The 13,901-nt window shown below is 53.6% G+C and carries 8 protein-coding genes; 7 read left to right on the forward strand and 1 reads right to left on the reverse strand.

What is annotated here, in order from left to right; all coding sequences use genetic code 11:
- Position 1: 1 nt before the first annotated feature.
- From PAEVO_RS01055 to PAEVO_RS01070, 4 genes are all read left to right on the forward strand, one after another.
- The gene (locus PAEVO_RS01055) at positions 2–685 is read left to right on the forward strand and encodes a site-2 protease family protein (protein ID WP_100535901.1); all 684 of its coding nucleotides are present in this window, start codon (positions 2–4) and stop codon (positions 683–685) included.
- 82 nt (positions 686–767) lie between these two features.
- The gene (locus PAEVO_RS01060) at positions 768–1,538 is read left to right on the forward strand and encodes an RsmE family RNA methyltransferase (protein WP_100535902.1); all 771 of its coding nucleotides are present in this window, start codon (positions 768–770) and stop codon (positions 1,536–1,538) included.
- A gap of 2 nt (positions 1,539–1,540) precedes the next feature.
- Positions 1,541–2,884: a tRNA (N(6)-L-threonylcarbamoyladenosine(37)-C(2))-methylthiotransferase MtaB gene (gene mtaB, locus PAEVO_RS01065; RefSeq protein ID WP_100535903.1), complete on the forward strand. Its 1,344-nt coding sequence runs from the start codon at positions 1,541–1,543 to the stop codon at positions 2,882–2,884.
- 86 nt (positions 2,885–2,970) lie between these two features.
- Positions 2,971–3,423, forward strand: a complete 453-nt coding sequence (locus PAEVO_RS01070) for an NUDIX hydrolase (RefSeq protein ID WP_100535904.1) — start codon at positions 2,971–2,973, stop codon at positions 3,421–3,423.
- Positions 3,424–3,425: 2 nt separating this feature from the next.
- Here PAEVO_RS01070 and PAEVO_RS01075 read toward each other — a convergent pair whose 3' ends face one another.
- Entirely contained in the window at positions 3,426–4,397 is a 972-nt protein-coding gene (locus tag PAEVO_RS01075) for a Na/Pi cotransporter family protein (protein WP_100535905.1), read from the reverse strand.
- A 160-nt stretch (positions 4,398–4,557) separates the two neighbouring features.
- Here PAEVO_RS01075 and PAEVO_RS01080 point away from each other — a divergent pair, with 160 nt between their 5' ends.
- The 3 genes from PAEVO_RS01080 to addA all read left to right on the forward strand — a co-directional run bounded on the left by PAEVO_RS01080 (position 4,558) and on the right by addA (position 13,892).
- Positions 4,558–5,931, forward strand: coding sequence for a class I SAM-dependent rRNA methyltransferase (locus PAEVO_RS01080; protein ID WP_100535906.1), 1,374 nt, complete (start codon positions 4,558–4,560; stop codon positions 5,929–5,931).
- 309 nt (positions 5,932–6,240) lie between these two features.
- Positions 6,241–9,771, forward strand: a complete 3,531-nt coding sequence (addB, locus tag PAEVO_RS01085) for a helicase-exonuclease AddAB subunit AddB (RefSeq protein WP_100535907.1) — start codon at positions 6,241–6,243, stop codon at positions 9,769–9,771.
- 5 nt (positions 9,772–9,776) lie between these two features.
- The gene (addA, locus tag PAEVO_RS01090; RefSeq protein ID WP_100539283.1) at positions 9,777–13,892 is read left to right on the forward strand and encodes a helicase-exonuclease AddAB subunit AddA; all 4,116 of its coding nucleotides are present in this window, start codon (positions 9,777–9,779) and stop codon (positions 13,890–13,892) included.
- Positions 13,893–13,901 lie beyond the last annotated feature (9 nt).

The raw sequence follows: 13,901 nt of genomic DNA on the forward strand, positions 1-13,901 counted from the left end.
TATGGATTTTTTGGATCAACTGTTATTTTATCCGCTGGAACAACTTCCTTTTTATCTGATTGCTTTAATTATTGCCTTTACTGTGCATGAGTTCTCGCATGCCTATTTTGCGAATAAATTTGGAGACCCAACGGCTAAGCTGCTGGGCAGGGTCACGCTGAATCCGGCGGTGCACTTTGATTTTCTGGGGATTATTCTCTTGCTGATAGCAGGTTTCGGTTGGGCACGGCCGGTTCCGATCAATCGTGAGAATTTCAGCAACCCGCGCCGTATGAGCATCATTGTGGCGGCGGTTGGCCCGCTGAGCAATCTCATGTTAGGTATACTTGGAACGCTGATCTATGCGGGCCTCTATCAGTTCGGTGTGATCGAGCCGATCGGCGTTACCAAAACAGATCAAGCGATCCATTTGTTTTTCAATACCTTTATACTGCTCAATTTCTTTCTGTGCCTCTTTAATCTTATTCCGTTGCCACCGCTTGACGGCTACCGGATTCTTGAGAATGTGCTTCCTCCGCGCGTAAGCGCGAGGATTCAGAAGTTCGAGCAGTGGTCGATACTTATATTCCTATTGATCATATTGCTGCCAACCTTTCAGAGATATACGATTAAGCCATTATATGATGCGGCGCATGCATTATCCATCGACTTTTTGAATCTGTTCATTAAGATGTTCGGGGGGTAAGAGGTGCGGATTTTCTCTGGTCAGTTTGCCCGAAAAGTTGTATGATGGGGTTTGGCGATTTTGGAGTTAGGTGAGGATAAAGATGCAGCGATATTTTGTGACTCCCGCACAATTCGAGGGAGACCGTGTTGAGATTACGGGCGATGACGCCCGTCATATTACCAAGGTCATGCGAGGCAGGCTTGGTGATAAATTGATTGTAAGCGATGGGGTATCCCGCGAAGCCATGGTGGAGATTGAAGGCATCGAAGCGGCCAGTGTCACTGCCGTTGTAATTGAACCCATGGAGATGACGCAGGAACCGCGTCTGCAAGTTAGCATCGCTCAGAGCTTGCCGAAAGGCGACAAGATGGAGACCGTCATCCAAAAGTGCACCGAGATTGGAGCGGTGTCCTTTGTGCCCTTCCTATCGGACAGAACGATTGTTCAGTACGATGCCAAGAAGGAAGGGAAGCGGCTGGAGCGCTGGCGGAAAATTGCGAAGGAGGCGGCTGAACAGGCGCATCGTAACCGGATACCGTCTGTTGAACAGCCTCTGTCGTGGAAAAATCTGCTTGCAGCATTTGCCGGCTATGATGCCGTATATTTTTGTTATGAAAAAGAGCATGGCTCCCAGCTGAGGGACGTGCTGAAGCCTTTTGTAGAGCAGGCGCTGCCGGAGTCGGCCGAGAAGGCCAGCTTGCTGCTGGTCGTTGGACCCGAGGGCGGCTTTACGGAAGAGGAATGCCGAGCGGCCGAAGATGCAGGAGCCGTATCCGTTGGACTTGGAAGGCGGATCCTTCGCTGCGAGACTGCCGGCATGACGGCGCTTGCCTGCGCACTATACGAATCTGGAGAAATGGGGGGCGTTTGAACATGCCATCCGTAGCGTTTTATACGTTGGGTTGCAAAGTCAATTTTTACGATACCGAGGCCATCTGGCAATACTTCAAAAATGAAGGCTACGACCAGGTGGACTTCGAACAAACCGCAGATGTTTATTTGATTAACACCTGCCACGTTACCAATACAGGGGACAAGAAGAGCCGTCAGATGATCAGACGCGCGGTTCGCCGCAATCCCGAGGCCATCGTGGCCGTAACGGGCTGTTACGCTCAAACCTCGCCTGCAGAAATTCTGGACATACCGGGCGTGGATCTTGTCATCGGGAACCAGGATCGCGATAAGATCATGGATTTCATCCATGATATTGAAAAGACGCGCCAGCCGATTAATGCTGTTCGCAACATTATGAAGACCCGGGTATTTGAAGAAATGGACGTTCCGGATTTTGCTGAACGCACTCGTGCATTTCTAAAAATCCAGGACGGCTGCAACAACTTCTGTACGTTCTGCATTATCCCTTGGTCCCGCGGTTTGTCACGCAGCCGTGATCCGAAGAGCATCATCACTCAGGCGCATCAGCTGGTTGGAGCGGGTTATAAGGAAATCGTGCTGACCGGAATCCACACAGGCGGATACGGAGATGATCTTGAAGATTACAGATTGTCCGATTTGTTGTGGGATCTTGACCGGGTAGACGGTTTGGAACGAATCCGCATCAGCTCCATTGAAGCAAGCCAGATCGATGAGAAGATGCTGGATGTGCTGAACCGCTCCAGTAAAATGTGCCGCCACCTTCATATTCCGCTGCAAGCGGGGGATGATACGGTATTGAAACGGATGCGCCGTAAATATACAACCGAAGAGTTCTATAACAAGATGGGCTTGATTCGTCAAGCGATGCCCGATGTGGGCATTACGACGGACGTTATCGTTGGCTTCCCTGGCGAAACCGATGAAATGTTCCGTAACGGCTATGACCTGATGAAGGCGATTCAGTTCTCCGAAATGCATGTATTCCCGTATTCGAAGCGTACCGGTACGCCGGCAGCACGGATGGAGGATCAGGTGGACGAGGAAGTGAAGAATGCACGCGTCCATGATCTGATTGACTTGTCGGAGCAGCTGCAGCTTGCTTATGCTGAACGTTTTGTGGGTCAGATTCTGGAAGTGATACCGGAACGTGAGTACAAGGGTGCCCCTCAGGGCGGAAAGATGCAGGGTTACAGCGATAATTATCTGCAGCTTGTATTCAACGGATCGTCTGATCTCGAAGGCAAACTGTGCCGTGTAAAAGTAACCAAAGCCGGTGTAAATGAATGCGAGGGCGAACTCCTAAGCGTCATGGATCATGGACTAAAGGCAGCTGCTCAGTAATTCCCATAGCGGCCATACCAGACAAGGATTTCATTTCCTGGCTACCGGAAGTGGAATCCTTGTTGTACATGAAGGAGGAATAGGACATGGCATATACACAGATTTCCGCAGGCGGCGTGGTATACCGTCATCATGAAGGGGCGCTTCAGATCCAGCTTATTTTGGACCGTTATGGAAAAACCTCGCTTCCCAAGGGCAAGATGGAAGCCGGTGAAACCGTCGAGCAGACAGCACTTCGAGAAATTTGCGAGGAGACAGGTATAGTCGGATCCATCACCTCTCCAGTGGACATTATTGCATATAAATACCATCATCCCGAATTCGGCCAGGTAGACAAGGAGGTTCACTACTATCTGGTTAAGGCAGAAAAAGGTGACCTGAAGCCCCAAATCGAGGAAATCAACGGGGTGGACTGGTTTGAGCCTCTGGCCGCTTGGAGGAAGCAGCGCAGCAACGGATACAACAACAATGATATCATCCTGCGTAAAGCGTTAACGCTGCTTGAAGTAAGCATTCCTGCGGATGAAGATATGAAATAATTTTAGATCTTTGCCCGCTTGTTCCAGAAGGGCAGATAGCATAGTGGAAGGGCGATGAGCGAGCATACGACATTGAACAGGGTTTGCGCATGGGCGATTTGTCCGGCCGGATCCGCCGCTAACCATCCGGATACGGTGGTTAAACCCGCTATGAACGGAGTAAAGAGCAGGACTCCGCCGATATTCAGCCCCATATGGGACCAGGCCACGAATCGTCCTGCTCGGGTACTGCCAATCGCTGCTATAAGTGCTGTTGCACAGGTGCCGACATTGGAACCCAGAACGATGGCAACGCCGATCTCCGGAGGCAGCGCACCGCTGGCTGCAAGTCCCATAGCCATTGCGATGACAGCGGCGCTGCTGTGCATCAGAGCAGTCAATATCGTTCCGGCTGCAATGCCCCAGAGGACGCTCCGCGAAGCGTGGTCCAGGAACCACTGGAACAAACCGAGGCTTTGAAGGGTCGGGCCGATGGATTGCATGAATTGTATAGCAAGCAGCACCAGCGAGAATCCGGCGACAGCAAGGCATAAAAACTGGCTGCGGATCAAATTGTTTTTTAACTTATCGTAGCTCAGAGGCACGCGCTCGCTGACGAGGACGGCCCCGACCCATAACATCAGCGAGAGGACAAGCAGGGGCATGGCGGCTTGTCCGATCTGCAGGCTGATGAGTTCGGTGGTTACCGTTGTCCCAATGTTGGTGCCGAGGATAACGCCCAGCGTACCGGCGAGGCTTAACAATCCGGCATTGGCGAAACCTATAGCCAGCACGGTAACGGCGGTACTGCTCTGCAGCAGGGCCGTGACCGCTGTGCTGGCGATCATGCCTTTAAGGGGCGTGGATGTCGCTTTATGGAGCCACTTATGCAACAGCGGACCGGCCCAGCGTTGGAGGGCAACCTCCATGACCTTCATGCCGAACAGGAACAGGACAAGACCATAACAGATGGGAAACCAGAGTGAGGATAGCATGATGTTCTCCTTTTTGTGAAATAAAGTGGTGGATTGGATATGAAGCAACCGCTACTGTGAAAGTCTGTCGATAGACTTTTTTCTTAATTACGTATATGACCCTTGGCGGACATGCATGCCTATTGAAATGGCCAGGGGCTAACTTAAGGAGTGAAATACAGTGCCATCGGTAATTTTGGAGCGCAGTCGAAAAAAGAGACTGGAGCAGGGGCATCCCTGGGTTTATAAAAGCGAGATTGCCTCTGTCGAGGGTGAACCCAAGCCAGGTGATATCGTATCGGTGTTAAACCATCAGGGCCGTTTTCTCGCCTCCGGTTATTACAACCCGCAATCTCAAATCACCGTACGCACCGTTTCGTATGAGCCGGTTGAGACGATGGACAAGGCTTTTTTTATCGCCAGGTTCCAGGAATGCCTGAAACACCGGGAACGGTTTATCGGAGATGAGAACGCCTACCGGCTGGTATATGGCGAGGCGGATTTTCTGCCGGGGCTGATTGTGGACCGTTTTGATGATGTACTGGTCTTGCAGCTGCTGACGCTGGGCATGGATCGCTGCCGCGAGGACATCGTGAACGCGCTTGTCGAGGTGGTCCAGCCGAAAGGAATCTATGAACGGAGCGATGTATCCATCCGGGAACTGGAAGGGCTGGAGCAGCGCACAGGCATTCTCTACGGGGAGTGTCCGCGCCACGTAACGGTGACGGAGAACGGCTTGAAGATCAAGGTGGATATCGAGGAAGGGCAGAAGACGGGCTATTTCTTTGATCAGCGGGAGAATCGGGCATCCATTAAGCCGTTAATGAATGGTTGGGGAAGCCGCAGCGGGATCACGCTCCAGACTGTGGAACGGGACGGTGAGATGAAGACCTTACCGGTGAACAAAAGCGGAAAAGAAGTCACTTTTCCCTATTGGGACGGAGCCACGGTGCTGGAATGCTTTTCGCATACGGGCAGTTTTACGCTGCATGGATGCCTTTATGGGGCCAAGAAAGTAACCTGTCTTGACATATCGGAGCATGCCATTGAAAGCGCCAAAGAGAATGTGGAATTGAACGGATTCCAGGATCGCGTGGAGTTTGTAGTGGACGACGCCTTCCAATATTTGCGCAACCAGGTAAAAGGCTTGGAAGAACGCGAACAACGTGCGCAAGGGGACCAGAAAGTGGATACCTCCAAACCGCTGACCGCGGGAGGTGGACGTTCTTGGGACGTGGTCATTCTGGACCCGCCGGCGTTTGCCAAGACCAGGTCTGCCGTCAAAGGGGCTTGCCGCGGGTACAAGGATATCAACCTTCATGGCATGAAACTGGTGAATGAGGGCGGTTATTTGGTTACTGCAAGCTGCTCGTACCATATGCGGCCGGATTTGTTTCTGGAGACGATTCAGGATGCGGCGAAAGATGCCGGCAAAATTTTAAGACTTGTGGAATGGCGTGCGGCTGGCAAGGATCATCCGCAAATTCTTGGGGTCGACGAGGGCCATTATTTGAAATTTGCCGTGTTCGAAGTGCGCAGCAAATCAAAGCTTTAAATTGCCGCAGCTACGCGGTTAATGCGAAGGGTCTTGCCATGGTGGGTGAACCACGATGGCGGGGTCCTTTTTTGGTTGCCCGCAATATTTTGGAATGGGAATGAAATCCAAACGTATGTTCCATTAAACGTTACTTATGCTATACTAGTAATCAGCATCTTTTTTGATAGAGAACGAACCAAGACGTGGATTTCACATGAATTTTGATAGATTTGACCAATAGATTCAAGGGCATGATTTCACCGGGCACGCAGCTGGTTTTGAAGGTGAAGGAGTCCCTTTCGAAAGACGATGTAAAGGGGGCAAAGCATGAGCATTCAATTTGTTATCGGCAGGTCGGGCAGCGGCAAAAGCACGTCGATCCGCCAAGAGATGATCGAGCGATTGGAGCAAGATCCCAAGGGGAATCCAATGATACTGATCGTTCCCGAGCAAGGGTCTTATGAAGCGGAGCATGCACTCGTTAATGCAGGAGGCATTCACGGGATGATGCGCGCGCAAGTGCTAAGTTTCCGTCGACTGGCTTACCGTGTCATGCAGGAAACCGGCGGGGCCGCGAAAGTGGCGATCAGCGAAGAAGGCAAGCGCATGCTGCTGTATAAAATTTTGCGGAGGCGCAAAGAAGAGCTCCAATTGTTCGGGGCTTCGGGGGAGCAGCATGGTTTTGTCGGCAAGCTGAGCGAGCTGTATACGGAAATGAAGCGCTATTGCATTGACGCTTCCTGCGTGGAGGAGCAGCTGGAACAGATGGTGTCAGGTTCCGGGAATTCACCGATGCTTCGGCGCAAGCTGGAGGACATTGTAACAGTCTTTCGCGATTTTGAGCTTGAGATTTCACGGTTTTACATGGATGAGGAAGATACGCTGGCCTCTTTGGCAGAGGGAGTGACCCAATCCGACTATATCAAGCGCGCGGACATTTGGATTGATGGTTTCCACGGCTTTACGCCACAGGAGTACCGGGTGCTCCAGGAGATTATGACCCATGCCAACCGCGTAACGATCGCGTTGACACTGGACAAGCCTTATACGAACGGGAATGCTCCGCATGAGCTGGATCTCTTTCATCCTACCGCGGTGACGTACATAAAGCTTAAAGGCATTGCCGATGAGATCGGGGTGGATACGGCGCATCGTATCCTGCAGCCCGATGTTCTTCCACGGTTTCAAGAATCCCCTCTGCTTGCCCACCTCGAACGCGGTTATGATCGGAAGAAACGTTGGACTGAAGCTGCCCGGGACGGAGTTACAGAGAGCAATCCGGACGGTAGAAGCGCAGGTCTTCTTCTTCATGCTGCCAGTCACCGACGGGCTGAAATTGAAGGGGCTTTACGTGAAATGGTGCGTCTCGCCCGGGAAGAAGGAGCAAGATACCGGGAAATGGCCGTGTTTGTCCGGAATATGGGGGAATATGAACATCTGATAGGTCCTTTGTTCAGGGAACACGGCGTTCCTTATTTCCTGGATCAGAAGCGAAGCGAACTGCATCATCCGCTGGTCGAATTTATTCGCTCTGCGCTCGATATCATCGGACGTCGCTGGCGTTATGAGGATGTATTCCGCTGCGTGAAGACAGATCTGCTGCTGCCGCTGGACGGTTCGCTTACCCGTGAGGACATGGACCGTCTGGAGAACCATGTGCTGGCTTCCGGAATCCAGGGCACGCGCTGGACGGATGGCCGTCCGTGGAAGGGAATTCCAAGCCTCTCATTAGAAGACGGGGAGAGCGAGGCGCGAAATCCCGATGGCATGCAGGTGATTGAGTATGCCAGAAAGGTGATTACGGAGCCGCTGCATGCGTTTGAGAAACGGATGAAAAAGGCTGCAAGTGCAATGGATCAGAGCACCGCAGTTTATCGGCTTCTGGAGGAAACCGCTGTTCCTGAAAAGCTGGAGCTGTTAAGCCGGGCAGCTCTGGATGCCGGGCGTCCTGAGGAAGCCAGGGAGCACCGCCAGGTATGGGGGGCTGTGCTTGACCTGCTCGACCAGATTGTGGAGATGATGGGTGCGGAGAAGTTAAGCACCGAATTGTTCACGGGCGTGCTGGGTACGGGACTTACGGAAATGAAAATGGCTCTGGTGCCTCCGTCTCTGGATCAAGTGCTGATCGGCAGCATGGACCGGACACGGACGGGCGGCGTGAAATATGCTTTTCTGCTCGGCATTAACGACGGTGTTCTCCCAGCCCAGTTTCAGGACGATGGTATCCTGACAGAACCGGAGCGTGTTCAGCTCGAAGACCGCGGTTTGGAGCTTGCTCCAAGCATATCCCGAAGACTGCTGGATGAACGTTTCCTGATCTATAATGCTCTGACTTCGGCCAGTAAGCAGCTATGGGTCAGTTATCCTGCGGCGGACGATGAAGGCAAGACGCTATTGCCATCCGAGGTCATCCGCCATTTGAAGCTGATGTTTCAGATGGAAGAGGTGCCATTGTTTCCAAGACCGCATGCCGGGCAATCGGCCAGCGAGCAGGAGCATTACGCGGCCCGTCCGGACAAGACGCTTGCTTATTTAACGGGTCGGCTTCGCGACTGGAGGAATGGAGAGGAGATCCCGGACATTTGGTGGCATGTGTACAATTGGTATGCGGAGCAGCCGGATGTAAGACCGCGTCTTTCTTCGATGCTCTCATCCTTGTCCTACCGGAATGAAGCCCGGCCGCTTAAGCAGGAAACCAGCAGGCAGTTGTACGGAACGAAGCTGCGGACAAGCGTATCCCGGATGGAGCGCTTTGTTGCGTGCCCGTTTTCCCATTTTGCCTCCCATGGGTTGAAGCTGAAAGAACGGCAGCTGTACCGTCTTCAGGCTCCTGACATCGGGCAGCTATTTCATGCGGCCTTAAGCAGCATGGCCGTGAAGTTTCAATCGCAGCATCGAAGCTGGGGAGACTTGACCGCGGAGGAATGCCTGCGCGAGGCGGAAGCAACGGTCGATCGGCTTGCTCCGATGCTGCAGGGTGAAATCCTGCTTAGCTCCAAGCGATATGGATATATTTCGCGCAAGCTGAAAAATATCGTGGGCAGAGCGTCCGTGATTTTGGGTGAACAAGCAAGGCGCGGCAAATTCGAGCCGATCGGCCTCGAGCTTGATTTCGGTCCCGGAAAGCCGCTGCCGCCGCTGACGTTTGAATTGCCGAACGGGGTCAAGATGGAGATTGTCGGGCGTATTGACCGCGTCGACATGGCACGCGGAGAGCATGGGATCATGCTGCGCGTCATTGATTATAAATCGAGCCAGAAGGATTTGCGGCTGCATGAGGTCTATTACGGCTTATCCTTGCAGATGCTGACCTATTTGGACGTGCTGCTGACGTTTGCCGAGGACTGGCTCGGCGAACAGGCGTTGCCTGCGGGAACATTGTATTTCCATGTTCATGATCCGGTCTTGCAATCGGCAAACGGCATGACGCCGGAGCAGGCGGCAGAGGAGCTCCTCAAACGTTACAAAATGAAGGGCTTGCTGCTGGCAGACCGCGAAGCGGTTTCCCTTATGGATTCGTTCCTTGAAAAAGGGCACTCGGCCATTCTGCCTGTCGCCGTCAAAACGGACGGCAGCTTCTACAGCAGCGCAGCCGTTGCAACGCCTGACCAGTGGGAGACCTTGTTATCCGCCGTGCGAGAGAACATGCTGAATATCGGCTCCCGAATTACGGGGGGCGATGTCGCGATTGTGCCATACCGGATTCAGCAGGAGACGGCCTGCACGTACTGTTCCTTCCGGCCGGTATGCCAGTTCGACGACGCGATTGAGGGCAGCGAGTATCAGCTGCTGGGTAAACCGGGTAAAGATCAGGTTTGGGATCTGCTCGGGCATCCGAAGGGAGGAGATGGCCGGTGAGAGAGATGATAGCAAAACCCGAGGGCAGCATGTGGAGTGACGACCAGTGGAAAGCCATCGCAATGTCGGGCGATGACATGCTGGTTGCAGCTGCAGCAGGTTCAGGGAAGACCGCCGTGCTGGTTGAACGGATCATTCGCAAAATCCTCGACGATTCCGCAGGGTTCAGCGTAGACCGGCTTCTTGTGGCTACGTTTACCAAGGCCGCTGCTGCCGAAATGCGGGGGCGGATAAGAGAAGCGCTGGACCGTGAGCTGGACCGGGATCCGGACAATGAGCATATCCGGCGTCAGCTCGCTTTGCTTGGCAGGGCGTCCATTACGACGCTGCACTCCTTTTGCATGGAAGTCATTCGTCGATATTATCAGTTAATACCGCTGGATCCGGGATTCCGCATTCTGAATGAACATGAGGCGGATTTAATGCGGCAGGATATGCTGGAGGAACTGTTCGAAGAGAAATACGGCGAGGCCGAAGGTGATCCGGAGAGTCATTTTGTACGATTGGCGGACTGGTTCAGCGGCGAGCGAACGGATGACGCGCTGTACCGTCTTGTGCAGCGCCTCTACGATTTCTCCCGCAGCCATTCGTGGCCGGCACACTGGCTTAGGGAAACGGCTGCCGGCTTCCAGGTACAAGGTACGGAGGCTCTCGGACAAACGCCATGGGTTCAAAGCATTTTGGCCGATGCTCGGTTGGCCTTGAATGGAGCAGCCGGCTTGCTGCAGCAAGCCAGGGCGATCGCCATGCAGCCGGGAGGGCCTGCGCCGTATGTGGATAATCTGGATGACGACTTACGGCTGGTCGCCTCCCTGCTTGAGGCCATCGATATTTCGCCGTGGGAATCGTTGTACGGCATTTTCCGCGAGGCGTCTTTTGGCAAGCTCAAATCCGTTCGGAAGGATGAGGTGCTGCCGGAGCTTCAGGAACAGGTTAAGGAACTGCGCGACAACGTGAAGAAAATCGTCAACGAGCTGAAAAGTGCATTATTTGGCCGTCCGGCATCGGAATTTTTGCAGGAACTTCACACGGCAGCGCCGCTGATGATGGAGCTGGCCGAGACGGTTATCGCTTTTGGCGAGCGATATCGGGAAGCCAAGGCGGCCAAAGGTATGGTCGACTTTAATGACCTTGAGCATTATTGCCTCCATATTCTTCGCCACCCCGATTCCGTGCCGGGCCGTATGATGCCTTCCGATGCGGCCATGGAATACCGCGAGCAGTTTGATGAAGTGCTGTTGGACGAATATCAGGATACGAACAGCGTACAGGAAGACATCGTACGATTGATCTCCCGGGAAATGCCGGGCAACCGGTTTATGGTCGGAGACGTGAAGCAGAGTATTTATCGGTTCCGCTTGGCGGAGCCGGGATTGTTTCTCGATAAATATAAGACGTTTTCTTCTGACGCAAGCACTGCCCAAGCCGGTATCCGGATTGATCTGGCCCGTAATTTCCGCAGCCGAATGGAAGTAGTGGATGCCGTCAATTTGCTGTTCCGGCAGATCATGAATGAATCCGTAGCCGAGATTGCCTATGACGAACGGGCAGAGCTTGTATGCGGCGCTTCCTTTCCGGAGCAGGAGGTTCAGGGTGGCACGAACCCTTACACCCCTGAATTACTCCTCATCGACCGTCTTGGAAAAGGGACGGAGGCGCAGCCCGAAGAATCGGTTTCCGAAGACGATGGGGTTCAGCTTGAGGTTGAGGCGCTTGAAATGGAAACCGCCCAGCTGGAGGCACGCGCCATTGCCCGTAGAATCCGTGAGATGACAGGCGAAAGCGGGAAGCCGCTTATGGTGTACGATAAGGGACTCAAATCGATGCGGCCCGCGGGATATGGAGACATGGTCATTTTGCTGCGCTCAGCCATGGTATGGGCACCGTTAATTATGGAGGAGCTGCGGCAGGAAGGCATTCCGGCGTTCGGCGAGCAGAACAAGGGATACTTTCAGGCGACGGAAGTGGAGATCATTTTATCGCTGCTGCAGGTGATTGATAATCCCCGCCAGGATATTCCCCTGGCTTCCGTATTGCGTTCGCCCATACTTGGATTATCCGAAGAAGAGATGGCGCAGGTGCGTCTGTGTGCCAAAGGGACTTACTACGATGCGCTTAAGGCAGCAGTCGCGTTAAGTGTCGCCCCGCCGGTCATGGATTCTGCACGCTCTGCGGGCTTCGTGGATGGCAAATGGACACCGGGCGTAGAACTGGAAGGCTTGGCCGAAGCAGCAGCAGGTCATGAGCTCGTGGCAGGCAGCCTTCTTTCGGATGCTCCGTTATTAGCGGAAAGTCAGAATATCGAAATATCTCCGGAGCTGGGCTCAAAACTTGGATTGTTTATGGATCAGCTTCAGCGCTGGCGGCAGGAAGCGCGCCAAGGAAGTTTGAGCGATCTGATCTGGCGAATTTACAGCGAAACCGGTTATTTGGATTGGGTTGGCGGTCTGCCCGGCGGCAAGCAGCGTCAGGGTAATCTGACCGCCTTGTATGACCGGGCTGTGCAGTATGAACAGGATACCGCCTCCAGAGGTCTCTTCCGATTCCTGACCTTTATCTCCCGGCTCCGGGAGCGAGGCGGGGATCTCGGCACGGCCGGCGGTACGGAAAGTCAGGGCAACGCAGTGCGCCTGATGACCATTCACAAGAGCAAGGGGCTGGAATTCCCGGTTGTTTTTGTAGCGGGATTGTCCAAAAATTTCAACCAGCAGGATTTGAACTCCCCATTCCTGATGCATAAGGAGCTTGGCTTTGGACCGAAGTTTGTGGATGAAGGCATGCGCGTCAGCTACCCGACGCTGCCGAATCTGGCGATCCGGCGCAGGTCGCAGCTGGAGCTGTTGGCTGAGGAGATGCGCGTCCTCTATGTTGCCCTTACGCGGCCCAAAGAGAAAATGATCCTGGTCGGCACGGTGAAGGATTTGCCGAAGAAGGCGGCTGCGTGGGCACAAGCCGATTTTAACCCGGAGCTTCTTCTGCCGGATTACGTCCTTGCCCGTGGCCGGAGTTACTTGGATTGGATCGGCCCGGCCGTGATACGCCATCCATCCGCAGGTGTGCTCCGCGAAAAGGCGGGATTACCCGGAGAGACGAGCTCACGCGTGTTGAGGGAAGATCGATCGCAATGGATAATTTCGATTGAGACACCGGAATCCTTGGCGCAGGGCATGACCGGCATTGAGGATGACGTGCAGGCGGATAGCGATGATCGGTTGAATAAGCTGAATGCCCTGCGCAAGCTCGAGCCGGTTGTTCCCGTGGCTGCTATAGCCGAAGAGGAAGATAAAAGCACAGATGGTCAACGTTCAAGCATCTATGAGCGCTTGTCTTGGAAATATCGTTATGAAAAGGTCAGCCAAATATCCGCCAAAACGTCCGTAACGGAGATGAAGAAGCTGCTTGCCTTGCAGGACAGCCCCTCCCTGGATCTGCTGGAGGAGCAGGCCGTAAAACGCCAGAGCAAGGAAAATATCGGGGCAGGCTCATCCTTCACACTAAGCTTGCGGCGGCCGAAATTTATGGAGTCAACAAAGCTGACACCCTCGGAACGGGGAACCGTGTATCATACGATCATGCAGCATGTGCCTCTTGAACGATTGGAGGGAGCCGCGGAACCGACGCCGGAGATTGAAGACACGATCCGCTACCTTGTGGAAAAAGAAATCTTAACCGGTGAGCAGGCAGCCGCGGTGGAAGCCACGGAGATCAGCGGCCTGTTCGCTTGCGAGGTAGGGAAGCAGTTGCTGACGGCAGAGGATGTCTGGCGCGAGATGCCGTTTTCATATGCACTCCCAGCAGCTGAAGCATACCAAGGGCTCGCTTTCATGGACCAAATCTCGGACCAAGCGGCCGAAGCAGCACCGGATGTGCAGCTCCTTCAGGACGAAACCGTGCTGATCCAAGGGGTTGTGGACTGCCTGTTCAGGCAGGGTGGTAGACTTGTGCTGCTGGATTATAAAACGGACCGGGTCCTGGAGCATCGCGGCGGCGTTTCGGCCTTGGCAGAGCAGTATCGTTTTCAGCTGGATCTATATGCGAAGGCCTTGGAGGATATTTTAGACGAGCCCGTGCATGAAAAATGGCTGTACTTTTTTGATGGGGGACATGCCGTTCAATTATAGTCATTTCTA

This window comes from Paenibacillus sp. GM2FR, assembly GCF_002803325.1.
In the GTDB taxonomy this organism is placed as follows: domain Bacteria; phylum Bacillota; class Bacilli; order Paenibacillales; family Paenibacillaceae; genus Paenibacillus_AQ; species Paenibacillus_AQ lautus.